Here is a 23,317-nt window from a genome sequence, read left to right as displayed (position 1 = left end):
CCCCCCGCCATGCACATCCGCGAACTCGCCAACGGCCTGCAATTCCCCGAAGGCCCGATCGCCATGGACGATGGCTCGGTGCTGCTGGTCGAAATCGCGCGCGGCACGCTCACGCGCGTGCGGCATGACGGGCTGGTGCAGGTGGTGGCCGACCTGGGCGGCGGACCCAACGGCGCGGCCATCGGGCCGGACGGCGCGGTCTACGTGTGCAACAACGGCGGCTTCAAATGGCACACCGAGGCCGACGGCTGTCATCGCCCCGTGGGGCAGGCCGCGGACTATTCGGGCGGCCGCATCGAGCGCGTGAACCTGGCCACCGGCCGCGCCGAGCGCCTGTTCGACACGGTCGAAGGCGGCGCGCTCTGCGGCCCCAACGACATCGTGTTCGATGCGCACGGCGGCTTCTACTTCACCGACCTCGGCAAGACCCGCGAGCGCGACATGGACCGGGGCGGCCTTTTCTACGGCCACGCCGACGGCCGCGAAGCCCGCGTGATCGCGCGGCCGGTGATGACGCCCAACGGCATCGCGCTCTCACCCGATGGCGACACGCTCTACTACGCAGAGACCGAGGGCGCGCGCGTCTGGGCTTTCGACATCACCGCGCCGGGCCGCGTGCGAAAGGACGGCTGGCCTTCGCCGCACGGCGGCCGCATGCTCTGCGCCTCCCCGGGCGGTCACTACCAGCGCTTCGATTCGATGGCTGTCGATGCGCTCGGCAATCTCTGCGTGGCGACGCTGCTGCACGGCGGCATCAGCATCGTCGCGCCCGATGGCGGCACCGTCGAGCATGTGCCGCTGCCCGACCGCTACACCACCAACATCTGCTTCGGTGGGCGCGACCGGCGAACGGCCTACATCACGCTCTCGGGCAGCGGAAGGCTGATTGCCATCGACGACTGGCCGACGCCCGGGCTTGCGCTGAACTACGAGGCCTAGGACACGACCTGGTAATACAGGTTCTGCGGGTGCTTGGCCTGTGCAAAGAAGAACCAGCGCTCGGCCAGCAGGCCCGGTGCCTGCACCAGCACCGCGAGCAGCCACGGAAGCACGGCCGCGCTCGCGAGGCCCCACGCCAGCAGCAGCGCAGGCAGCACGAAGGCAAACAGCAGGAAGCCGAGCTTGATGTTCTTCAGCGCGGCCAGCGATGCGCCATGAAAGAACTCCCGCGTGTTGAACGACCCGGCCGACATGCCCATCGACTTCTGCACCAGCTTCTCGGTGCGGATGCCGGTGGCCGATTGCAGCGTCGACTTGTGGCGAATGCCGGCGTTGCGCCGCAATGCCTGTCCGCGCGCGGCCCACGCCGCCAGCGTGGCAACGAGCGCGCACGGCCCGAAGACCTGCACGAAGCGCGCCTCGCCAGCGACGGCCGCCATCGCGCACGCGAGCACCAGCCCCGACGACAACCCGATCAGCGTGAAGTTGACGATGGTGAGCGGATGCGCCCATTCCTCGATGAAGCGCAGGCACGCATAAATCATCGCGGTGCAGTACCAGAGCGCGACAGCACCGAGCAGCACCAGCACGGGCAGCAGCCACGACCACGGCGCGCCCACGCCGAAGCGCAGCCACAGCCACCACAGCGCGACCAGCGCAATGAAGCCCGGCAGCACGATGACCTCGCGCGACATCCACGAGGTGCGCCACATCAGCACCGCGCGCCATGCACGGGTCTTGCGGCCCAGGTGCATGAACGAGGCGGCGAGCCCCGCCACAAGCAGCACCTCGGCCACGCCCAATGCGATCGTCAGAAAGCCCGGCGCCATCTCCAGACCGAACAGCGCACCGAGCGCCAGCGTGAACACAAGGCCCTGCGCCGCACCGGCCAGCGTGGTGAAGAAAAGAATCGAGAACGCGGGATGCATGCCGTTACCCCTGCGCGTCCGTCGATTGCGTGATGCGGCGCGGCAGGTACTGGTTGGCCGGGCTGGTCTCCCACTCCGGCATCAGTTGGTAGCCGCCGCGTTCGCGAATCGCCTTCGACACCTCGGAGTCCGGGTCCTTCACATCGCCGAAGAGGCGCGCGCCCGTGGGGCAGGCCTTCACGCAGGCGGGCTTGCGGTCTTCCTTGGGCAGCAGCTCGTCGTAGATGCGGTCCACGCAGAGGGTGCACTTGGTCATGACCTGGCGTTCTTCATCGAGCTCGCGCGCGCCGTAGGGGCAGGCCCATGCGCAGTACTTGCAGCCGATGCACTTGTCGTAATCGACGAGCACGATGCCGTCTTCCTTGCGCTTGTAGCTCGCGCCGGTCGGACACACGGGCACACAGGGCGGGTCTTCGCAGTGCAGGCAGCTCTTGGGGAGGTGCACCGTCTCGGTCGCTGGAAAGGCGCCGGCCTCGTAGGTCTGTACGCGGTTGAAGAAGGTGCCGGTCGGGTTGGCGGCGTAAGGTCGCTCGTCGGCGAGCGGGCCGGCGCTGCCGGAGGTGTTCCATTGCTTGCACGAGGTCACGCACGCGTGGCAGCCGACACAGACGTTGAGGTCGATGACGAGGGCGAGTTGCTTGGCGAGGGTTTCGCCAGGCTCTGCGCGTTTGGATTGGCTCCCTCTCCCGCTTGCGGGAGAGGGTTGGGGTGAGGGTGCAGCGGCCTTCATCACGGCGCCGCCAGTTCCAGCGCCGCTGCCCTCACCCCAGCCCTCTCCCGCAAGCGGGAGAGGGGGCAAGACGGGAGCGGACGCCATCAGGTCTTTCAGCCACTGCATCATTTCTTGCTCCGCCCCGCAAAGTACGTCAACACACTCGCCGCCTTGCCAAGCACCCCAGGCACGCTCGGCATGCTCGCGATCTGCGGATAGCTCTCTTCCGGTTCGCCTGGTTCCGCCGGCCGTATGCGCACCCGCACGTCGTACCAGCCCGCCTGCCCGGTGATCGGATCGGAATTGCTGATGCGCCCGCTCGCCGTGCCTTCGCATGGCAGTTCCTCGCTGATCAGGTGGTTGAGCAGGAAGCCCTTGCGCGCCTCGTCCGAACCGGGGGCGAGTTGCCACGCACCATCGGCCTTGCCGATCGCATTCCATGTCCACACCGTGCCGGGTTCCACCGCCTCGCTGTAGCGCAGCATGCAGCGCACCTTGCCCCACTGGCTCTCGACCCAGCACCAGCCGCCATCCGCAATGCCCGCGGCCTCGGCGGTCAGTGGGTTCACATGCAGGTAGTTGTGGCTGTGGATCTGCCGCAGCCACGCGTTCTGCGAATCCCACGAGTGGTACATCGCCATCGGCCGCTGCGTGAGTGCGTTGAGTGGATAGGCTTCCAGATCGGTCGCGGCCTCCTCGAGCGGCGGATACCAGAATGGCAGCGGATCGAAGTAGGTGTCGATGCGCTCACGCAGTGCATCGGGCGGCTGCCGCCCCGGGCTCTTGCCTTGCGCCGCGAGGCGAAAGCTCTGCAGCGTGTCGGAGTACAGCGCCAGCTGCACCGGGTCGTTGCGCTGGCGCCAACCCTTGTCCTTCGCGAAATCGAGGTACTCCCGGTTCCAGTTGCGCATGTAGTGCATGGTCTCGGGCATGTGGTACTGGAACACGCAGTTGTTCGCTGCATACGCCTCCCACTGCTTCGGGTTCGGCGCGCCACGCAGATGCTCGGTGCCGTCCTTGCCGCGCCAGCCCATGAGAAAGCCGATGCCCGGCTGCGGCTCGAAGTTGACGACGAAGTCCGGGTAGCCCGTGTACTTGCGCCCGCCCTCCGGCGTGGTGAAGGCCGGAAACTTCAGGCGAGACGCCAGTTCGATCAGCACCTCCTGGAAGGGCTTGCACTCGCCGGTCGGCGGCACCACGGGCACGCGCACCGAATCGACCGGCCCATCGAACTCCGAAATCGGCCGATCGAGCATGCCCATCACGTCGTGCCGCTCCAGGTACGTGGTGTCGGGCAGCACGAGATCGGCAAAAGCCACGGTCTCGCTCTGGAAGGCATCGCACACCACGAGGAAGGGAATCATGTGCTCGCCCTTCTCGTCCTTGCGGTTGAGCATCTCGCGCACGCCCATGGTGTTCATGCTCGAATTCCACGCCATGTTGGCCATGAAGATCAGCAGCGTGTCGATGCGGTAGGGGTCGCCCTTCACCGCGTTGGTGATCACGTTGTGCATGAGCCCGTGCGCCGACAGCGGGTGCTCCCACGAGAAGGCATGGTCGATGCGGATCGGCGAGCCATCGGGGTTGATCGCCAGCTCTTCCGGATTCGCCGGAAAGCCCAGCGGCGCGGCGTTGAGCGGCGTGTTCGGCTGGATCATTCCGGGGTCGTTGAACGCGCGGTAGTTCGGCACGATGTGCCGCGGGTAAGGCGCCTTGTGGCGAAAGCCCCCCGGCGCATCGATGGTGCCGAGCACGCTCATCAGCACCGCGAGCGCGCGCACGGTCTGGAAGCCATTGGAATGCGCCGCCAAGCCGCGCATCGCATGGAAGGCCACGGGCCGCGCCTGCGTGGTCGGGTGCTTCTTGCCCCACGCATCGGTCCACGGAATCGGCAGCTCGAAGGCCTGCTGCAGTGCGGTCTCGCCCATCTCTCGCGCGAGCTTGCGGATGCGCGCTGCATCGATGCCGGTGATGCCCTCTGCCCACTCGGGCGTGCAGAGCGCCACGCGCTCGCGCAGCAACTGGAACGAAGGCGCGACGCGCGTGCCGTCGGCCAGCGTGTAGTGGCCTTCGAGCGCTGGGTCGCAGCCATCGGCGATGCCTTCGGGGTAGGCCGGCTTCACGCTGCCGCTGGCCTTGTCCCACACCAGCTTGTTGTGCGGGTTGCGCCCGTCACCAGGCACACCGCGCTCCGGGTCAAAAGCGAACAGCCCTTCGCGCTCGCATTCGTCCAGCACCACGAGCTGCGGTGCATTGGTGAAGCGCTTGAGGAACGCATGGTCCACCAGCTCGTTGCCGATGAGCTCGTGCAGCAGCGCCATGAACAGCGCGCCATCGGTGCCAGGCTTGATCGGAATCCACTCGTCCGCAATCGCCGAGTAGCCCGTGCGCACTGGGTTGATCGAAATGAATCGCCCACCCGCACGCTTGAACTTGCTGATCGCGATCTTCATCGGATTGCTGTGGTGGTCTTCGGCCGTGCCGATCATCACGAACAGCTTGGCGCGCTCCAGGTCGGGCCCGCCGAATTCCCAGAAGCTGCCGCCGATGGTGTAGATCATTCCCGCAGCCATGTTGACCGAGCAGAAGCCGCCGTGCGCCGCGTAGTTGGGCGTGCCGAACTGCCGCGCGAAGAGGCCTGTGAGCGCCTGCATCTGGTCGCGCCCGGTGAAGAGCGCGAACTTCTTCGGATCGGTCGCGCGGATCTTGCCGAGCCGCTCGGTCAGCATGTCGTAGGCGCGCTCCCAGCTGATGGGCTCGAACTCCCCTGCCCCGCGCTCGCTGCCGGCCTTGCGCAAGAGCGGCTGCGTGATGCGCGCGGGCGACACCTGCTTCATGATTCCCGAGGACCCCTTGGCGCAGATCACGCCCTGGTTCAGCGGGTGGTCCGGGTTGCCGTCGATGTAGCGAACCTCGGGGCCCTTCTCGCCTTCGCGCAGGTGCACGCGGATGCCGCAGCGGCAGGCGCACATGTAGCAGGTGGTGGTCTTGACCTCGGTGTCCGCCGTGGGCGTCGGCGCGGTGAGCGGGTCGTGCACGGGCTCTTTGGACAGGAAACTGAACACTGGCGGTCCTTTGTTTTCAAGCGGGGGCAGCGCCGATGTTAGGGAGCCGCGATCAATCGGAAAAGCGGAGAATATCGCTCACCATGACCGGAAAATCAGATCAACAGCTTCCTCAGCGCCTGCGCCTGAACCTGCGCCAGCTCGAGGTGTTCGTGGCCACGGCGCGAGGCGGCAGCACCCGCGCAGCCGCCGATCGCGTGGCGCGTTCGCAGTCCGCTGCGAGCAGCGCGCTGGCCGATCTGGAGTCGTCCGTCGGCGTGCTGCTGTTCGACCGCATCGGCCGCCGGCTGGTGCTCAACGAGAACGGTCGCGCGCTGCTGCCCAAGGCGCAGGCGCTGCTCGACCAGGCGGGCGAGGTGCAGGCGCTCTTCAGCGGCGAGCATGCGGCGCCGCTGCGCGTGGCGGCCAGCTTCACCATCGGCGAATACCTGCTGCCCGAGCGCGTGTCGCAATGGACCGCGCTGCATCCGCAGAGCCAGGTGCACCTGCACATCGCGAACACGCGCGACGTGATCGAAGCGGTGGCCGGTTTCGAGGTGGACGTGGGCTTCATCGAAGGCCCGCAGACGCACCCCGATCTCGTGGTGCGCGCATGGCGCGAAGACGAGTTGGTCATCGTCGCCGCGCCGGGTCACGCGCTCGCGAACCGCGTAGCCACGCACCGCCAGCTTTCGCAGGCCACCTGGGTTCTGAGAGAGCTTGGCTCGGGCACGCGGCAGGTCACCGATGCGTGGCTGATCCAGAACCTGGAGCAGGTGCATGTCGGCTTCGAACTCGGCAGCACCGAGGCGATCAAGCGCGTGGTGGCTTCGGGCACGGCCCTGGCTTGCCTCTCGCGCTACACGGTAGCGCAGGCGTTGGAGGACGGGCATCTGATCGAGCTGCGCACACGGCTTCCGGCGGGCATGCGGCGGCTCGCGACGGTGATGCACCGCGACAAGTTGCTGGGGCGCGCGACGGCCGACTTCCTTCGGCACTGCGGCGCGACGGTGCCGCGCACGGCCGCTGGTCGCTAGGCGCTGATGACCTGCGCGGTGTGCCGCGCGATGACCGCCTCTTCGTCGGTGCGCAACATCCAGGCGCTCACGGGACTCTCGGGCGTCGTGAGCCGCGCATGGCCCGCGCCGTTGGCGGCCGCATCGACGTGCACGCCGAGCCAGTCGCACTCTTCGAGGATGCGCTCGCGCAACGCACTCGCGTTCTCGCCGATGCCCCCCGTGAAGATCACCGCATCGACACCGCGCAGCGCCGCAGCGAGACTGCCCATGTGCTGCACGACCTGCTCGATGAAATGCGCGATCGCCTCGGCGGCTTCGGGTGCGGCGGAGGCCTCGAGCTCACGCATGTCGCTCGAGACACCCGACAGCCCGAGCAGCCCCGATTCGCGGAACAGCAGCGTCTCGACCTGTTCGGCCGACATGCCATGCGAGCGCATGAGGTACAGCACGACGGCCGCGTCGAGGTGCCCGCAGCGCGTGCCCATCGTCAAGCCGTCGAGTGGCGAAAAGCTCATCGTCGTCGCGACCGAGCGCCCTTGCGCCATCGCGCACATCGAGGCGCCATTGCCCAGGTGCGCAACGATCACGCGCTTGTCCGCCAGCTCGGGCGCAAGCCGCATGAACTGCGCGACGATCGACTCGTACGAAAGCCCGTGGAACCCATAGCGCCGCACGCCCGCATCGTGCAGCGCACGAGGCAGCGCGAAGCGGCGGTTGACCTCGGTCTGGGTCGAATGAAAAGCCGTGTCGAAGCACGCCACCTGCGGCACGCCATCGAAAGCCTTCATCGCAGCGTGCACGCCCGCCAGGTTGTGCGGCTGGTGCAGCGGCGCAAGCGGTTCGAGCGCGGCCAGCTCGGCGAGCACCGCATCGTCGATGCGCACCGGCGCCACGAAGTTCACGCCGCCATGCACGATGCGATGGCCGACCGCGGCGATGCGGTCGCCACCACCTTGCTGCGCATGCCATTCGAGCAGCGCCGCAAGTGCGCCCTGGTGCGAGCGCTGGTCGCCATCGAGCGCCGCGTCGTGCAGCGTGCGACCTTCCGCATCGCGCACACGCAGCCTTGCCTTCAGCCCGGCGCCCAGCCCATCTGCCTGCCCCGACCAGCGCGCAGCCGGCAGCGCATCGCCGTCGCCGCCCGCCGCGAACAGCGCGACCTTGATCGACGACGACCCGGCGTTCAGCGTGAGCAGCGATTCGGTCAGACGTAGTCCTTGTACTTGTCCAGGAAGCGCACCGGCTTGGAGAGCGCGTCGCGGCGGAACGGGTCGCCCAGCTCGCGGGTGCACATGATCTCGATCACGCAGGTCTTGCCTTCGTTCATCTGCATGTCGATGGCCTTCTTGAGCGCGGGGCCCACGTCTTCCAGCTTGTCGACCACGATACCCTCGGCGCCCATCGCCTTGGCGATGCCCGCGAAGCTCTCGCTTTCGAGCTCGCCCGCAACGAAGCGGCGATTGTAGAAGTCGACCTGGTTCTTCTTCTCCGCGCCCCATTGGCGGTTATGGAAGACCACGGCGGTCACTGGAATGTCGTGGCGCACCGCCGTCATGATTTCCACCATGCTCATGCCCCAGGCGCCGTCGCCGGCATAGGCCACGGCCGGGCGGTCGGGCGCGGCGCACTTGGCGCCGATCATGGTGGGCAGCGAGTAGCCGCAGTTGCCGAAGCTCATCGGCGCGAAGAAGCTGCGCGGCTCCTCGAAGCGCAGGTAGCTGTTGGCAATGGCGTTGATGTTGCCGATGTCGGTGGAGACCATCACGCGCGGCGGCATGGCCTTCTCCAGTTCGCGCAGCACCTGGCGCGGATGCAGGTAGGTGCCGCCGGTCGGTGTCTTCTCGCCCTTGGCTTCCTCGATGGCGTCGAGGCTGAACTGGTCGCGCTCGTGGGTCCACTCGTCGAGCTCTTTTTCCCACGCGGCCTTCTCGGCCTTGATCTTGTCGGCGCGCTCGGCCTTGGTGGCATCGCAGGCGAGCGTCTTGCCCTGCAGGCGCTTGAGCAATTCCTTGGCGGTGGCTTTCGCATCGCCGTGGATGCCCACGGTGATCTTCTTCACCAGCCCGAGGTTGGTGTGGTCGGCCTCGACCTGGATGATCTTCGCGTCCTTCGGCCAGTAGTCCATGCCGTGCTGCGGCAGCGTGCCGAACGGGCCCATGCGCGAGCCGAGCGCGAGCACCACGTCGGCCTGCGCGATGAGCTTCATCGCGGCCTTGGAGCCCTGGTAGCCCAGCGGGCCTGCCCACAGCGGATGGCTCGCGGGGAAGGAGTCGTTGCGCAGGTAGCCGTTCGCGACCGGCGCACCCAGGCGCTCGGCGAGCGCCTGGCATTCGGCCACGGCGTCGCCCATCACCACGCCGCCGCCCGAGAGGATCACCGGGAACTTGGCCGAGGCCAGCAATTCGACCGCTGCGTTCAGGCTGTTTTCGCCGCCCGCGCCGCGCTCCACGCGCATCGGCTTCGGGATCTCGGTGGTGATCTCGCCGTAGAAGTAGTCGCGCGGAATGTTGAGCTGCGTCGGGCCCATCTCGGAGATGGCGCGGTCGAAGCAGCGCGCCGTGTACTCGGCCATGCGCTTGGGGTTGTTCACGTGGCCCTGGTACTTGGTGAACTCCTGGAACATCGGCAGCTGGTTGGCCTCCTGGAAGCCGCCGAGGCCCATGCCCATGGTGCCGGTCTCGGGCGTGATCATCACGACCGGGCTGTGCGCCCAGTAGGCGGCTGCGATGGCAGTCACGCAGTTGCTGATGCCGGGGCCGTTCTGGCCGATCACGAGGCCGTGGCGGCCCGAGACGCGCGCATAGCCGTCGGCCATGTGCGCGCCGCCCTGCTCGTGCACCACCGGAATCAGGCGGATGCCGGCGGGCGCGAAGATGTCCATCGCGTCCATGAAGGCCGAACCCATGATGCCGAAGATGTCGGTCACGCCGTTGGCGACCATGGTCTCGACGAAGGCCTCGGAGGGCGTCATCTTCTGCACGCCGGTGACGGCTTCGCGGGCGGGTGCTGCTGGTTTCTTCTGGCTCATGGAAGCGTCTCCTGATGGGAATGGGGCGGGGTCGGGCGGGATGCCGAAGCTCGAAAGTCGGAACCACTTGTTCCGAATTTCTTTCCGGCGGAATATAGGACGGCAATGCCTTGGCGTCAAACAATTTACAAAAATCGGTACGCCTCGTCTTGTTTTTTGTAAAACAACTATGATCCGCCGCATGAAGATCGTCAAAGGCCTTTCCTCTGAAGCGCGTCCGGAAGCGTCCGAACCGGCGGGCGACACGCCCACCATGCGCCTCTTCGGGCTGCTCGAAGTCATGGCCGCCAAGGACCAGCGCTACTCGCTGCAGGGCCTCGTCGAAGAGACCGGCCTGCCCAAGCCCACGTTACACCGCATGCTGCAGCAGCTCGAAGGCGCGGGGTTGTTGCAGCGCGAAGGCGACGGGCGCCACTACGGCATCGGCACGCGGCTGCGGCGCCTGTCGGAGAACCTGCTCTTCAACGACAGCCTGCACGGCGCGCGCCACACGGTGTTGCGTCAACTGGTGGAAGAGATCGGCGAGAGCTGCAACCTCACCTCGCTCTCGGGCAGCGAGGTCGTGTACCTCGACCGCGTGGAGACCGCCGCGCCGCTGCGCTTCTACCTGCACCCGGGCTCGCGCGTGCCGGTGCACTGCTCGGCCAGCGGCAAGATCTTTCTCTCGCAGATGAGTGCGGCGCAGCGCCGAAGACTGCTCTCCAACGCGCCGCTCGAAACGTACACGCCCAAGACGCTGACCGATCCCGAAGCGCTCGAGAAGGAAGTGCAGCGCGTACGCAAGGACGGCTTTGCGATCGACAACGAAGAGTTCCTGCCCGGCCTCTTGTGCATTGCCGCGCTGGTGCCTTCGGGTGACGAAGCGCCGTCGAACCTTTGCATCGCGGTGCAGGCGCCGATCATGCGGCTCGACGCGGCCAAGGCGAAGACGCTGCTGCCCGCGCTGCAACGCGCTGCGCTCGCATTGAGCCGCATCGACACCGACGTGGGCAGCGACCGCGCCACGGCCTGATCCCCAAGAGTTCTTTTCGAAAGCCCCACCGTGACCGATATCGCAGACCTGCGACCCGACCGGATGCTCAGCGTGCGCGAGGTGTTCGGCATCGACACCGACCTGCAGGTGCCCGCCTTCACAGAGCGCGACGACCACGTGCCCGAGGTCGATGCGGTCTACCGCTTCAACCCCGACGTGACGCTCGCGATCCTCGCCGGGTTCACGCGCGACCGCCGTGTGATGGTGCAAGGCCTGCACGGCACCGGCAAGTCGACGCACATCGAGCAGGTGGCCGCGCGCCTGAACTGGCCCTGCGTGCGGCTGAACCTCGACGGCCACATCAGCCGGCTCGACCTCGTGGGCAAGGACGCGGTGGTGCTGCGCGAGGGCCAACAGGTCACCGAATTCCAGGAAGGCATCGTGCCGTGGTCGCTGCAGCGGCCCGTGGCATTGATCTTCGACGAGTACGACGCCGGACGGCCCGATGTGATGTTCGTCATCCAGCGCATCCTGGAGCGCGACGGCAAGTTCACGCTGATGGACCAGAACAAGGTGCTGCGGCCGCATCCGTTCTTTCGCCTGTTCGCTACCGCCAACACCGTGGGCCTGGGCAATCTCAATGGGCTCTATCACGGCGCGCAGCGGCTCAACCATGCGCAGATCGACCGCTGGAACATCGTCGCCTCGCTCAACTACCTGCCGGCCGATGAAGAGATCGCGATCGTGCAGGCGCGCGTGCCCTCGCTGGCCGACGCTGCGGGCCGCAAGCTCGTCACGGCGATGGTGGCCGTGGCCGATCTCACGCGCAAGGGCTTCGCGGCGGGCGACCTCTCCACGCTGATGTCGCCGCGCACCGTCATCACCTGGGCCGAGAACGTCGAGATCTTCAAGGACCCGGCGCTCGCGTTCCGGCTCTCCTTCGTCAACAAGTGCGACGACGCCGAGCGGCCCTTGGTGGCCGAATACTTCCAGCGCTGTTTCGACCAGGAACTGAAGGAGTCGCACCAGCTGTCGTCGGGTTCGAGCGAATGACCGACACGTCCGCGAGCGCGATGCAGCGCCGCGTGCGGCAGGAGGAGCAGGTCGCCGAACTCTGCGCGGGCGTGGTGCGGGCCTTCAGCGGCGAGCGCGACCTGCACTTTCGCGGCAAGCGCCTGCACCGTGGGCGCGTGGCGCTGCCGTGGTTCGCGCCGCACCTGCATCCCTCGGCGGACACCGATGACTTTGCGTCGTTTCGCGGTGTGGCCGACGGGCTCGCACTGCGGCTCACCGTGTCCGATGCGGCGCTGCATGAAAGCCTTCGGCCCGAAGAGCCGGTCGAACGCATGCTGTTCGAAATGCTCGAGCAGTTCCGCGTCGAAGCGCTCGCGCCCGAGGTCATGGCGGGCATGCGCCACAACCTGCGGCATCGCCATGAGCAGTGGTCGCTCGCCTTTCACCACTCGGGGCTGACCGACACCGCGCGCGGGCTGCTGCTCTATGCCGTCGCGCAGATCTGCAGAGCGCGTGTGAGCGGCCAACAGGTGGTGGAAGAAACCGAGGACATGCTCGAAGCCACGCGCTTCCACCTCGCCCCGCTCATCGGCCACGCACTTGCGGGCCTGCGCCGCGACCGCGCCGACCAGGCCGCCTACGCCGTGCACGCCCTCGCCATCGCGCGCACCGTCGCCGCGATGCTGCACGAGGCCGGCGAGGAAAGCTCCGATGCGCGCGCCCCCCATGTGGACGACAAGCGCAGCGTCTTCATGCTCGTCGCCGACATGGACCGCGAGATCATCGAGCGCTTCACCACCGCCGAGTCGGGCCGCAGCGCGGTGATGGAAGAGGCCGGCGGCGCCTACCGCGTCTTCACCACCGCCTACGACCGCGAGCACGACGCGGCCACTCTCGCGCGCAAGGAAGTGCTCGCTGACCACCGCGAAAAGCTCGACAGCCGCATCGCCGCGCAGGGCGTGAACATCGCGCGCCTCGCACGCGAACTGCGCGCGCTGCTCGCCGACCCCACGCGCGACGGCTGGGACGGCGGGCAGGAAGAAGGCCTCATCGACGGCCGCCGGCTCGCACAGCTCGTCGCCTCGCCGACCGAGCGACGCCTCTTTCGCACCGAACGCATGGAGCCGGTCGCCGATTGCATGGTGAGCTTTCTCATCGACTGCTCGGGCTCGATGAAGGAGCACGCCGAATCGGTCGCGATGATGGTCGATGTGTTCGCGCGCGCGCTCGAGCAGGCCGGAGTGACCAGCGAAGTGCTGGGCTTCACCACCGGCGCATGGACCGGTGGCCGCCCGCAGCGCGAGTGGGTTCGCGCCGGCAGGCCTTCCCATCCCGGCCGCCTCAACGAGCGCAGCCACCTCGTCTTCAAGGCCGCGGCCACGCCATGGCGCCGCGCGCGCCCCGCGATGGCCGCGCTGCTGAAAGCCGACCTGTTCCGCGAAGGCATCGACGGCGAGGCGGTCGACTGGGCCTGCATGCGCCTGCGCCAACGCTTCGAGGCACGCAAGCTGCTGCTTGTGATTTCCGACGGCTCGCCCATGGACAGCGCCACCCACCTCGCGAACGACGCGCACTACCTCGACCACCACCTGCGCGACGTGGTCGCGCGCCAGGAGCAGCGCGGCGACATCGAGATCGCGGGCATCGGCGTCGGGCTCGACCTGAGTCCGTACTACAGCCGCAGCCATGTGCTCGACCTGGCCACGTCCACGGGCAACACGATCTTTCGCGAAGTGATCGACTTGATGGCAGGCCGCCACCGCCGTTGAGGCAGGCAAAGCGCTGAGGCAAGGCTGAGGCTTTTCGGATTACATCCAAGTCCCGATTGACAAAGGGCACCCATGGTTCTTACATTGGGTTTCATATCCGGGAACAGCGTTCCGATATTTGGAACACATCTGAAAGCCTCATGGATTCCACGCTCGCCAAAGGTCTTGCCGCCATCGAATGGATGACGCGCCAGCAACGCCCCTGCCGCCTCACCGATCTGGCGCAAGCTTTCGGCATGGCGCGCAGCAACGCGCACCGCACGCTGCAGACGCTGGTCGATTGCGGCTGGGCCGTGCAGGACCCGGACACCAGCGCCTACCGCCCGAGCCTGCGCCTCTTCGAGTTGGGCGCGCTGATCGGCGATGCGGCCGATGTCGGCGCGCTGCTGCGGCCGCACCTGGCGGCGCTCGCGCAGCAAACGGGCGAAACCATTCACCTCGCCGTGCTCGACGGCGCGGAGATCGTCTACCTCGACAAGTTCGACAGCCCGTTGCCGGTGGCCGCCTACTCGCGCATCGGCGGCCGGGCGCCGGCCTACTGCGTGGCATCGGGCAAGGCATTGCTGGCCGCAGCGGCGCCCAATGCGCCCGCGCTGCACGAGCGCTTCGGCACGCTGGCCGCCCACACGAAGAACAGCATCACCGACTTCGATGCACTCCTTCTCGAACTCGAACGCACGCGCACGCGCGGCTACGCGGAGAACCGCGAGGAATGGCGCCTGGGCGTCTGCGGCCTCGGCGTGCCGGTGTTCAACGCACGCGGCGAAGCGGTCGCGGCCGTCGGCATGAGCGTGCCCTCGATCCGCTTCGCGCGCACGCAGGCGCGGGGCCTGGCCGACCGCCTCATGGCTTGTGCGCGCGATGCGAGCGTGACGCTGGGCTACCGCGCGAGCGCGCTGCCGACGACATCCACCATAAAGAGAAGGAGACTCGAATGAACCTGTTCCCCGCCCCCTGGCTGCGCGCGGGCCTCTTGGCCGCTGCAACTTTGGCAGTCTTGGCAGCACCTTTCGCCACGCAGGCGCAGAACGGCAGCGACTACCCGACCAAGCCGATCCGCCTGGTCGTGCCCTACCCGCCCGGCGGCGGCACCGACGTGATCGCGCGCATCGTGCAGGAGCGCTTCTCGACCCTCCTCGGCCAGCAGGTGCTGATCGACAACCGCGGCGGCGCGGCCGGCTCCATCGGCACCGAGGTCGTCGCCAAGTCCGCGCCCGATGGCTACACGGTGCTCTTCACGCTCTCTTCGCACACCATCAATCCGGCCATCTACACCAAGCTGAGCTTCGATACCGCGAAGGACTTCGCGCCCGTCGGCCTCGTCGCATCGCTGCCGCAGATCCTGGTGGCCAACAACCAGTTCGCGCCGAACACCGTGGCGGAACTCGTGGCGCTCGCCAAGGCCAAGCCCGACAGCGTCTCCTTCGCCTCGGTGGGCAACGGCTCGCCCGGCCACCTCGCGGGCGAGCTCCTCAAGCTGCGCACCGGCACGCACATGACCCACATTCCCTACCGCGGCGGCGGCCCGGCCGTGACCGACGTGATGGGCGGGCAGGTTCCGTTGCTGTGGGTGTCGATTCCCGCAGCCGCCCAATTCGTGAAGGCCGGCAAGCTCAAGGCGCTCGCGGTCTCTACCACCAAGCGCAGCGCCGCCTTCCCCGACGTGCCGACGATGCAGGAGGCCGGCATTCCCGATTTCGACGTGGACTCGTGGTACGCCGTGTTCGTGCCCGCGAAGACGCCGCAGCCCGTCATCGACAAGCTCAACCGCGTGATCAACACCGTGGTGAAGGAGCCCGAGATCCGCGAGAAGCTGCTGGCGCAAGGCAGCGAAGGCGTCGGCGGCACGCCCGAGCAACTTGGCAAGGTCGTGACGACCGAACTCGTGCGCTGGCAGAAGCTCGCGAAAGAAGCCAGCATCAAAGTCGATTGATCGACGCAGACAGACAAACAAGATCCATGGAAAACGCAGCCCCCTCTTCTTCCCCCATTGCCGAGCTCGTGGCGCGCGCTCGCGCCGCGCAGCGCATCTACGAAACCTGGTCGCAGGAACAGGTCGACACCGCGGTGGTCGCGGCCGGCTGGGCCATCATCGAACCGGCGCGCAACCGCGAGCTGGCCGAGCTGGCCGTGGCCGACACCGGCGTGGGCAACGTCGAGGACAAGGTCCGCAAGAACCATAGAAAGACTTTCGGCTTGCTGCGCGACCTGCACGGTGCGCGCTCGGTCGGCGTGATCGGCGAAGACCCGGCGCGCGGCATCGTGGAAATCGCGCGACCCGTGGGCGTGGTGTGCGCGGTCACGCCCTCGACCAACCCGGGCGCGACGCCGGCCAACAAGATCATCAATGCGCTCAAGGGGCGCAACGCGGTCATCGTCGCACCCTCGCCCAAGGGCTGGTCGACTGCGGCGCGGCTCGTCGAATTCATCCATGCGGAGTTCGACCGCATCGGTGCGCCGCGCGACCTCGTGCAGCTGCTGCCAATGCCCATCAACAAGCAGGCGACGGCCGAGCTGATGCGCCTGTGCGACCTCGTGGTGGCGACCGGCTCGCAGGCCAACGTGCGCGCCGCGTATGCGAGCGGCACGCCGGCCTTCGGCGTGGGTGCGGGCAACGTGGCGGGCATCGTCGATGAAACGGCCGACGTGAACGCGGCGGCCGAACGCATCGTGCGCTCCAAGACCTTCGACAACGCGACCAGTTGCTCGTCGGAGAACAGCCTGGTGATCGTCGATGCGGTGCGCGCCTCGATGCTCGCTGCGCTCAAGGACCGCGGCGCCGTCATGCTCGCTGCCGCGCAGAAGGCCACGCTGCAATCGCTGATGTGGCCCGAGGGCAAGCTCTCAGCCGCCGTCATCGGCCAATCGGCACGCACGATCGCACAGCGCGCTGCGGAAGTCGATGGAGCCAACCGTGAAGGTTGGCTCGCCATTGCCGCCACCGACTCGCGCATCCTCATGGTGGCCGAAGACGGCGTGGGCCACGACCATCCGTTCTCGGGCGAGAAGCTGAGTCCCGTGCTCGCGGTCTACGCCGCACGCGATTTCGAAGAAGCAGCCGCCACGGTCGAGCGCATCTACGCCTACGAAGGCGCGGGCCACTCGGTCGGCCTGCACAGCGCCGTGCCCGAGCGCGCGACGGCGCTGGGCCTCACGCTGCCGGTGTCACGCGTGATCGTCGACCAGGCGCACTGCATCGCCACCGGCGGCAGCTTCGACAACGGGCTGCCCTTCTCGCTCTCGATGGGTTGCGGCACCTGGGGCAAGAACAATTTCTCCGACAACATGAACTACCGGCACTACCTGAACATCACGCGCGTGTCGCGGCCGATTCCGGAGAAGGTGCCGAGCGAGGACGAGATCTTCGGCGCGTACTTCGCCAGGCACGGAGCGAAATGAACGGCGCCGCAGCCTCCACGACAGTCCATGCGCTGATCGAGCGCCAGGCGGCGCGCCAGCCGCATGCGGTGTATGCGCGCGCCACCGAGAGCGATCGCCACATCACCTATGGCGAACTCGCACGCGGCTGCCGTCGCGCGGCGGGTGTGCTGGCCCGGCATGCCAAGCCCGGGGAGACGATCTCGGTCGTCATGCCCAACGGCCTGCAGACGCTGCGCCTGCTGCTGGGTGCGATGCACGCGGGCTACTGCGTGAACCCGGTCAACCTGCTCTCGCAGCCCGAGCAGATGCGCTACGTGCTCGCGCACTCCGACTGTCGCGTGGTCTGCGTGGCGCCTGAATGGGAAACGCGCGTGCGCGAGATGGTGCACGCATTCGACCGGGCGGTGACGGTGATCGTGGTCGATCCGGAAGCCGAGGCGTTGCCGGGCGAAACCGATGCAGCAGCCGATGCGCCACCGCTTTCCCCTGATGCCGTCGCGCTGCTGATGTACACCTCCGGCACCACCGGCATGCCCAAGGGCGTGATGCTCTCGCAGCGCAACCTCGCAGCCAATGCGCATGCCATCAGCGCCGAGCATGCGCTGCAACCCGCGGACCGCGTGCTCGCGGTGCTGCCGCTCTATCACATCAACGCTTTCGCCGTGACCATGCTCGCGCCGCTCGCGCATGGCGGCAGCCTCGCGATGCCGCCGAAGTTCTCGGCCGGCCGCTTCTGGGAACAGGCGACGCAAACGCAGTGCAGCTGGATCAACGTGGTGCCGACCATGATCTCGTACCTGCTCGAAGGCCCGAAGCCGCCGCTCGCGCAGACGCTGGCCATCCGCTTCTGCCGCTCGGCTTCGGCGGCGCTGCCGCCCGAACATCACCGCGCGTTCGAGCAGATGTTCGGCATCGGCATCGTCGAGACCATGGGCCTCACCGAGACCGCGGCGCCCTCGTTCTCCAACCCGATGGACCCGGCCGCGCGCAAGCTCGGCTCGGTCGGCCGCGCTTCGGGCTGCATGGCCGGCGTGGTCGATGCAGAGCTTGCGGCCGTGCCCGACGGAGTCACCGGCGAGCTCGTCATCCGTGGGCCGAACGTGATGCTCGGCTATTACAAGAACGAAGAGGCCACGCGCGCGAGCTTCACGCCCGACGGGTGGCTGCGCACCGGCGACCTCGGTCACCGCGACGAGGACGGCTTTTTCTTCGTCACCGGCCGCATCAAGGAACTCATCATCAAGGGCGGCGAGAACATCGCACCGCGCGAGATCGACGAGGCGCTGCTGCGGCACCCCGCCGTGCTCGAAGCCGCGGCCGTGGGCGTTCCCGACCGCCACTATGGCCAGGAGATCGGCGTGTGCATCGTGCTGCGCGAAGGCTGCGCCTGCACCGAGGACGAATTGCGCGTCTTCAGCGCCACCGCGCTCGGCCGCTACAAGACGCCGGGCCATTACCGCTTCGTCGCAGACCTGCCGCGCGGACCCTCGGGCAAGGTGCAGCGCCTGAAACTGCTGCCGCTCTTCGAGGGATGACGGCGGCCGAACTGCTGGTTCCGCCGCTCGCGCCGGCGCTGCTCGCCTACAGCCTCTGCGTGGTGTTCGCGGCCGGCATCGTGCGCGGCTTCGCGGGCTTCGGCTTCTCTGCCATCACTGTGGCGGGGATGTCGCTGGTGGTCTCGCCCGCGCTCGTGGTGCCGGCCATCTTCATGCTGGAGATCCTCGCGAGCCTGAGCCAGCTGCGCGGCATCGCGCGCGATGTCGACATGCCCTGGCTCAGTTGGTTGATGGTGGGGAATTTCATCTGCATTCCGCTCGGCGTGGCGCTGCTCGCATGGCTGCCCGAGACGCCGCTGCGCCTTCTGATCGGTGCGCTGCTGATGGCCGCGGCGCTGCTGCTGCGCGGCGGCGCGCACGTCACCCTCGTGCCCACGCGCGGCGTGCGGCTCGCGGCGGGGCTGGCCTCGGGTTTCATCAATGGCGTGGCAGCCATCGGCGGCATCGCCATCGCGGTGCTGCTGAGCACCGCGAAGATGGCGCCCGCCGCCTTGCGCGCCACGCTGATCGCGCTGCTGCTCTTCAGCGACGTGGTGTCGCTGATCGCCGCGGCGCTCATGCCATCTTCCGCGCATGCGTCGGGCAACTTGCTCGGACCTGCCACGCTCAAGTGGGCGCTGTGGCTAGCGCCCGCGATGCTGGCGGGCATCTGGTGGGGTCAGCGCTCGTTCAAGGGCGTGTCGCCCGAGCAGTTCAGAAAGCATGTGCTGAACCTGCTGATCGCGCTGGCCACGGTGAGCGTGCTGCGTTCGCTCTTCAGCCTGCTGGCCTGAAACAGAGTTCCATCGACCTGCGTTTGCGGGCCGAAGCTCTCCTCTCGTCTCCTCTCTCGTTCGAAGTGACTTTCGGCATGTGTCTTTCGACACGTGCCCTTCGGCACTGGCATGACGCCCCCGTGTTCCGCACCATCGGGCAGCCCTGCCGGCTGGCGATTCGAGCCCGCGACATGGCTCAACAAATCGTTTTCAAAGAGAAGAGGGGATCACCATGAAATTCAAACTACTGCTGGCGGCTGCATTCGTCGCCCTGGCTACTGTTGCCTGCGGAGGCGGCGACGGCGGATCGAATCCGTTCTGGTATCAGGTTCCGCCCCCGCCGCCACCGCCGGAGGAGCCGCCGCCCCCACCGCCGGTAGAAAAAGCCAAGGTCACCGGCCGCGTCACCAACGCACTCGGCGGCCAGGGCGTGGGCCAGGTCACGGTCAGCACCGGCTCCTCGTCCACCCTCACCGCCGACGACGGCAGCTACACCCTCACCGAGATCGCGCCCGCCACTTCGGTGCTGCTGAGCTTCACCAAGGCCGGCATGGTGCCGCAGAGCCGCGCCACCGCCGCGCTGTCGGCCTCGGGCTCCTCGACGGTCATCAACATCCCGATGCTGCCGGTGGCGGTCACGGTGAACTTCGATCCGCAGGCCGCGTACGACGTCGTCGTGCCCGGCTCCACCGCCATGGCGCGGCTGCGCGCGAACTCGCTGCGCCGCGCCGACGGCAGCGCGCCCACCGGCCCTGCAACCGCACGCGTCACGCCCATTGCTCCTGCGAGCGACGTCAACGTGATGCCCGGCAACTACCTCGCCGGCACGGACGGCGGCGCCGCACCGATCGAGAGCTTCGGCGCACTGGACGCCAGCTTCGTCGATGCGGACGGCGCACCGCTGAACCTCACGGCGGGCATGGACGCCACGCTGCGCATCGCGCCCTCGTCGCGCGCCACGGTGCTGCCGCCGAGCGTGCCGCTCTTCCACTACAACACCACGACTGGCCTGTGGGTACAGGAAGGCACGGCCACGCTGCAGGGCACGGCGCCGTCGCAGTACTACGAAGGCACGGTCACGCACTTCACGACCTGGAACGCGGACCAGATCTACAACACCGTGCGCATCAACGGCTGCGTGCAGAACGCGGCCGGCGAGCGGGTGGGCGGCGCCTTGGTCGCAAGCGAAGGCAAGACCTACACCGGCCTGGCCACCGCACTGACCAACGCGAACGGCGAGTTCTCGGTGGCGGTGAAACGCACGAGCGAGGCCTACGTCATCGCCAACACCACGACCGAAATCTCCAACGCACCCACGGTGTCTGTCGGCGACGAAGACGTCTCGCTGGGCGCCTGCCTGACGCTCACGCGCTCGGCGGTGTCGGTCAAGCTCACCTGGGGCTCGCGCCCGCTGGACCTGGATTCGTACACCTTCGGTGCGAACGCCAACGAGCTGGTGTATTTCGAGAACAAGGGCTCGCTCACCGAGGCGCCGTTCATCGGCCTCGATGTGGACGACCGGGACAGCTTCGGCCCCGAGGTCACCACGTTCGCGAAGCTCGCGAAGAACCGCACCTACCGTTTCGTCGTGCACAACTATTCCGACACCTTCGATCCGGGACAGACCGGCTCTCCAGCACGGATAGAGGTGGCCAACCGCGGCGCGCAGTCGATCTTCGCTCCGCCGGCCGGCGAGACCTCCTCGACGCGCATCTGGCATGTGTTCGACATGACCACCGATGCGAACTGCCAGGCGACCATCGTGCCGGTGCAGCAGTTCCTGGCCGACCCACCCGCGCCGATCAACACCGACAACGACGCGCAGTACTGCAACTAGTACGCGCATGGCGACAGGCGCATGGCCCGACGGGCTATGCTCCTTTGCCATGAATTCGCCCACCGCCATTTCTTCATCTCCGAAGAGCCTGGCCGTGGGCGTTTTTGTTTTTCTGCTGGCGGCCGCGGGCAGCGCCTCGGCCGCGTCAGGCTGCCTCGACACCGCCACGCAGATCCCGTCGCCCTCCCGCGCACTCGCCATGGCGACCTTCGCGCAACAGGAGCACCAGGCCTTCGGCGCACAGACCATGGATGCCGACGGCCGCCTCACCTACGCCGGGGCCTGGGAGGCAGAGAACTTCCGCGCCACCGCGCAAGACCTTGCGCCCTGGCAGCGCGTGCTCGGCTACTGGCAGGCGACCGGCGTGCGCCTGCGCGGCACCGACCCCGATGCCGCGCTCGACTCGTCCGAGCCGCAGTCCATCGACAACGCATTGAGCCGAGTCGCGGTGATCGATGCGCCGTGGTCCGCCGCCTTCATCAGCTGGATCGCACAGCGGGCCGGGCTCGGCAACGATGAATTCGTTTTCTCGGAAGCCCATGCCGACTACGCAGGCGCGGCGTGGAAAGCGGGCCTCGACGAAGCGGCCAACCGGCCGACGCGCTATGCAATGCGCGCCTGCGACCTGATGCGCACACCGCCGCGCGTGGGCGACCTCGTCTGCCAGGCGCGAGGCGCTGGTTCGGGCTATGACACCTTCGAGCGGATCGGCGAAGTGCTGGCCCAGCGCCCTACAGGCGGCGAGGCCTTGCCGATGCATTGCGATGTGGTGGTGGGTGTCGATGCGGCGGGCTTCGACACCATCGGCGGCAACGTGATCCAGTCGGTCACCCTACGGCGCCTGGCGTTCGCACCCGGCACGCGACTGCTGGATCGGAGCTATTTGCCCGAGGGATGCACGGCCGGTGCAACGGGAACGACTGGCATGGCCGGCTGCATCGATCGCCACATGAGCCGCCAGCCGTGGTCGCTGTTGCTGCAGTGGCGCTGAAGGGGCGCAAGGCCCCCTCCTTCTGTCTTACCGGTAGTAGGCCTCGACCGTGCCCTTGAGCTTCAGCAGCAGCGGGTAGCCCTTGCGGTCCACCGCCTTGCCGGCCGGCACCTTGATCCAGCCTTCGCTGATGCAGTACTCCTCCACGTCGAGCCGCTCCTTGCCGTTGAAGCGGATGCCGATGGGGAATTCGAAGACGGCGGCCACGTGGTGCGGGCTGCGCGCATCGGTGGAGAGGTGATCGGGAAGCGGCGGGCGGGAAGTTTCTTCGGTCATGGGAGTCTGTGGTTCGGGAACGACCCGAATGATAAGGACCTCGACCAGCGGCGCTTTTCAGCGCCGCTTTTTCCAGGGCTTGGGCGGCGGCTTCGGCCCCATGCCAAGGGCCGCGCGTGCCAGCGCATCGGCCTCGGCGTTGCGATGGCGCGGAATCCATTGCACGCGGGCTTCTTCGAACTCGCCCAGCAGCGCACGGGCATCGTCGTAGAGCGGTGCCAGCCGCGCGATCGGCCGGGCATCGGCCGCGCCGAGCTGCTCGACCAGGATGCTGTTGTCGCTGTAGGCCACCACGGCGCTGGCGCCGCGGGCGCGCAGTTCCTTCAAGGCCAGGGTCAGCGCTCGCAGCTCGGCCTCGTTGTTGCAGCCGATGGCATGCGTGGCCTGCGAGAGCGTGTGACGGGTGCCGTCGGGCTGCGTGATGACCGCGCCGATGCCCATGCGGCCCGGGTTGGGCATGGCGCTGCCGTCGCAATGGACGGTCCAGTGGTGCGGGCGCTCCGGAGCGGAAGCGGAAAGAGTCATGGATCGAATGCAGGGCCGGCGCCCCTCAGCCTTCAGCAGTTGTTGCGCTTGATGCCCGCGAGGTTCTGGCACGGCCGCTGGCCGGGCGGCGGCCCCGGATCGCGCACGCGGGGCGGACGCTGCGCATGCCGCTGCGGCCCGTCGTAGTAAGGCTCCGGCCCCAGGATGTAGACCGGCGGATCGATGGGCGGCGCCTCGGCGACCGGGTGGCGCGGAATGATGGCCGGGCCCGAAGGCGCGGCAACTGGCGGCGGCGGCGTGTAGGCCGGCTGGCGCGATTCCTCGGCCTGCGGGCGCGGGGCCGGCACCGGCGGAGGCGGCGAGTCGTCGATGGCCACCTGCCGCGACTGCTTGGTGTCGGTCGGGCACTTGCTGTCGGTGTACGAGATCTTGCCGTTGGCATCGGTGCAGCGCACCACGTCCGCATTCGCGGCCAGGACGGCGAAGAAAAGCGGGATGAGGACGAGGGAGGTGCGCATGGGGCGGTTCTAACAGATCGCGCACGAATTCCCAATCGGAGACGGCGCTGTCGTATCGTTGCGGCTGCAGCCATTTCCGCCCCCTCCACC

The 23,317-nt window shown here is 67.8% G+C and carries 20 protein-coding genes; 12 read left to right on the top strand and 8 right to left on the bottom strand.

The window, feature by feature from the left end:
- Positions 1 to 9: 9 nt before the first annotated feature.
- Positions 10 to 939 carry an SMP-30/gluconolactonase/LRE family protein gene (locus QFZ83_RS05390; RefSeq protein WP_307503506.1) on the top strand — a complete coding sequence of 310 codons (930 nt, stop codon included), beginning with the start codon at positions 10 to 12 and terminating at the stop codon, positions 937 to 939.
- On the opposite strand, the gene QFZ83_RS05385 is transcribed toward QFZ83_RS05390, so the two are convergent.
- From QFZ83_RS05385 to QFZ83_RS05375, 3 genes are all read right to left on the bottom strand, one after another.
- The gene (locus QFZ83_RS05385; protein ID WP_307503503.1) at positions 936 to 1,868 is read right to left on the bottom strand and encodes a DmsC/YnfH family molybdoenzyme membrane anchor subunit; all 933 of its coding nucleotides are present in this window, start codon (positions 1,866 to 1,868) and stop codon (positions 936 to 938) included. The two genes, QFZ83_RS05390 and QFZ83_RS05385, sit on opposite strands and share 4 nt — an antisense overlap.
- A 4-nt stretch (positions 1,869 to 1,872) precedes the next feature.
- Positions 1,873 to 2,598, bottom strand: a complete 726-nt coding sequence (locus QFZ83_RS05380) for a 4Fe-4S dicluster domain-containing protein (RefSeq protein WP_307503500.1) — start codon at positions 2,596 to 2,598, stop codon at positions 1,873 to 1,875.
- 107 nt (positions 2,599 to 2,705) lie between these two features.
- Entirely contained in the window at positions 2,706 to 5,645 is a 2,940-nt protein-coding gene (locus tag QFZ83_RS05375) for a molybdopterin oxidoreductase family protein (RefSeq protein WP_307503497.1), read from the bottom strand.
- 83 nt (positions 5,646 to 5,728) lie between these two features.
- On the opposite strand from QFZ83_RS05375, the gene QFZ83_RS05370 reads away from it, so the two are divergent.
- Positions 5,729 to 6,661, top strand: coding sequence for a LysR family transcriptional regulator (locus QFZ83_RS05370; protein WP_307503494.1), 933 nt, complete (start codon positions 5,729 to 5,731; stop codon positions 6,659 to 6,661).
- Here QFZ83_RS05370 and QFZ83_RS05365 read toward each other — a convergent pair.
- Both QFZ83_RS05365 and xsc read right to left on the bottom strand, forming a co-directional pair.
- Entirely contained in the window at positions 6,658 to 7,851 is a 1,194-nt protein-coding gene (locus QFZ83_RS05365; RefSeq protein WP_307512637.1) for an acetate/propionate family kinase, read from the bottom strand. The genes QFZ83_RS05370 and QFZ83_RS05365 overlap by 4 nt on opposite strands.
- On the bottom strand, positions 7,848 to 9,671 hold the full coding sequence (gene xsc / locus QFZ83_RS05360) for a sulfoacetaldehyde acetyltransferase (RefSeq protein WP_307503490.1): 1,824 nt from the start codon (positions 9,669 to 9,671) through the stop codon (positions 7,848 to 7,850). Before xsc ends, QFZ83_RS05365 begins: the two co-directional genes overlap by 4 nt.
- Positions 9,672 to 9,852: 181 nt before the next feature.
- Between xsc and QFZ83_RS05355 the strand changes: the two genes are divergently transcribed.
- From QFZ83_RS05355 to QFZ83_RS05310, 10 genes are all read left to right on the top strand, one after another.
- Positions 9,853 to 10,683, top strand: coding sequence for an IclR family transcriptional regulator (locus QFZ83_RS05355; protein WP_307503487.1), 831 nt, complete (start codon positions 9,853 to 9,855; stop codon positions 10,681 to 10,683).
- 30 nt (positions 10,684 to 10,713) lie between these two features.
- Positions 10,714 to 11,697, top strand: coding sequence for an AAA family ATPase (locus tag QFZ83_RS05350; protein ID WP_307503484.1), 984 nt, complete (start codon positions 10,714 to 10,716; stop codon positions 11,695 to 11,697).
- Complete coding sequence (locus QFZ83_RS05345) at positions 11,694 to 13,427, top strand: cobalt chelatase (RefSeq protein ID WP_307503482.1); 1,734 nt, start codon at positions 11,694 to 11,696, stop codon at positions 13,425 to 13,427. The genes QFZ83_RS05350 and QFZ83_RS05345 overlap by 4 nt, the downstream gene beginning before the upstream one ends.
- A 140-nt stretch (positions 13,428 to 13,567) precedes the next feature.
- A complete protein-coding gene (locus QFZ83_RS05340; RefSeq protein ID WP_307503479.1) occupies positions 13,568 to 14,365 on the top strand; it encodes an IclR family transcriptional regulator in 798 nt (265 codons plus the stop codon).
- Positions 14,362 to 15,360, top strand: coding sequence for a tripartite tricarboxylate transporter substrate binding protein (locus QFZ83_RS05335; RefSeq protein WP_307503476.1), 999 nt, complete (start codon positions 14,362 to 14,364; stop codon positions 15,358 to 15,360). Before QFZ83_RS05340 ends, QFZ83_RS05335 begins: the two co-directional genes overlap by 4 nt.
- Complete coding sequence (locus tag QFZ83_RS05330; RefSeq protein ID WP_373457526.1) at positions 15,360 to 16,826, top strand: aldehyde dehydrogenase family protein; 1,467 nt, start codon at positions 15,360 to 15,362, stop codon at positions 16,824 to 16,826. The genes QFZ83_RS05335 and QFZ83_RS05330 overlap by 1 nt, the downstream gene beginning before the upstream one ends.
- Positions 16,823 to 18,343 (top strand): AMP-binding protein, encoded by a 1,521-nt coding sequence (locus QFZ83_RS05325; protein WP_307503471.1) that lies wholly within the window; start codon positions 16,823 to 16,825, stop codon positions 18,341 to 18,343. Before QFZ83_RS05330 ends, QFZ83_RS05325 begins: the two co-directional genes overlap by 4 nt.
- Positions 18,340 to 19,137 (top strand): sulfite exporter TauE/SafE family protein, encoded by a 798-nt coding sequence (locus QFZ83_RS05320; RefSeq protein WP_307503468.1) that lies wholly within the window; start codon positions 18,340 to 18,342, stop codon positions 19,135 to 19,137. The genes QFZ83_RS05325 and QFZ83_RS05320 overlap by 4 nt, the downstream gene beginning before the upstream one ends.
- 214 nt (positions 19,138 to 19,351) lie before the next feature.
- A complete protein-coding gene (locus QFZ83_RS05315) occupies positions 19,352 to 20,956 on the top strand; it encodes a carboxypeptidase-like regulatory domain-containing protein (protein WP_307503465.1) in 1,605 nt (534 codons plus the stop codon).
- A 49-nt stretch (positions 20,957 to 21,005) separates the two neighbouring features.
- A complete protein-coding gene (locus QFZ83_RS05310; protein ID WP_307503462.1) occupies positions 21,006 to 21,947 on the top strand; it encodes a DUF2272 domain-containing protein in 942 nt (313 codons plus the stop codon).
- 27 nt (positions 21,948 to 21,974) lie between these two features.
- On the opposite strand, the gene QFZ83_RS05305 is transcribed toward QFZ83_RS05310, so the two are convergent.
- Genes QFZ83_RS05305 through QFZ83_RS05295 form a run of 3 tightly spaced genes read right to left on the bottom strand, consistent with a single transcriptional unit; the run spans position 21,975 to position 23,227 of the window.
- On the bottom strand, positions 21,975 to 22,223 hold the full coding sequence (locus tag QFZ83_RS05305) for a DUF3297 family protein (protein WP_042582123.1): 249 nt from the start codon (positions 22,221 to 22,223) through the stop codon (positions 21,975 to 21,977).
- Between the two features lie 57 nt (positions 22,224 to 22,280).
- Positions 22,281 to 22,748 carry a ribonuclease HI family protein gene (locus QFZ83_RS05300; protein WP_307503459.1) on the bottom strand — a complete coding sequence of 156 codons (468 nt, stop codon included), beginning with the start codon at positions 22,746 to 22,748 and terminating at the stop codon, positions 22,281 to 22,283.
- Positions 22,749 to 22,780: 32 nt separating this feature from the next.
- A complete protein-coding gene (locus QFZ83_RS05295; RefSeq protein ID WP_307503455.1) occupies positions 22,781 to 23,227 on the bottom strand; it encodes a DUF4124 domain-containing protein in 447 nt (148 codons plus the stop codon).
- Positions 23,228 to 23,317: the final 90 nt, after the last annotated feature.

Source organism: Variovorax sp. W1I1 (assembly GCF_030815625.1).
Taxonomy (GTDB): Bacteria; Pseudomonadota; Gammaproteobacteria; order Burkholderiales; family Burkholderiaceae_C; genus Variovorax; species Variovorax paradoxus_C.
This window is presented reverse-complemented; position numbering and strand designations above follow the sequence as displayed.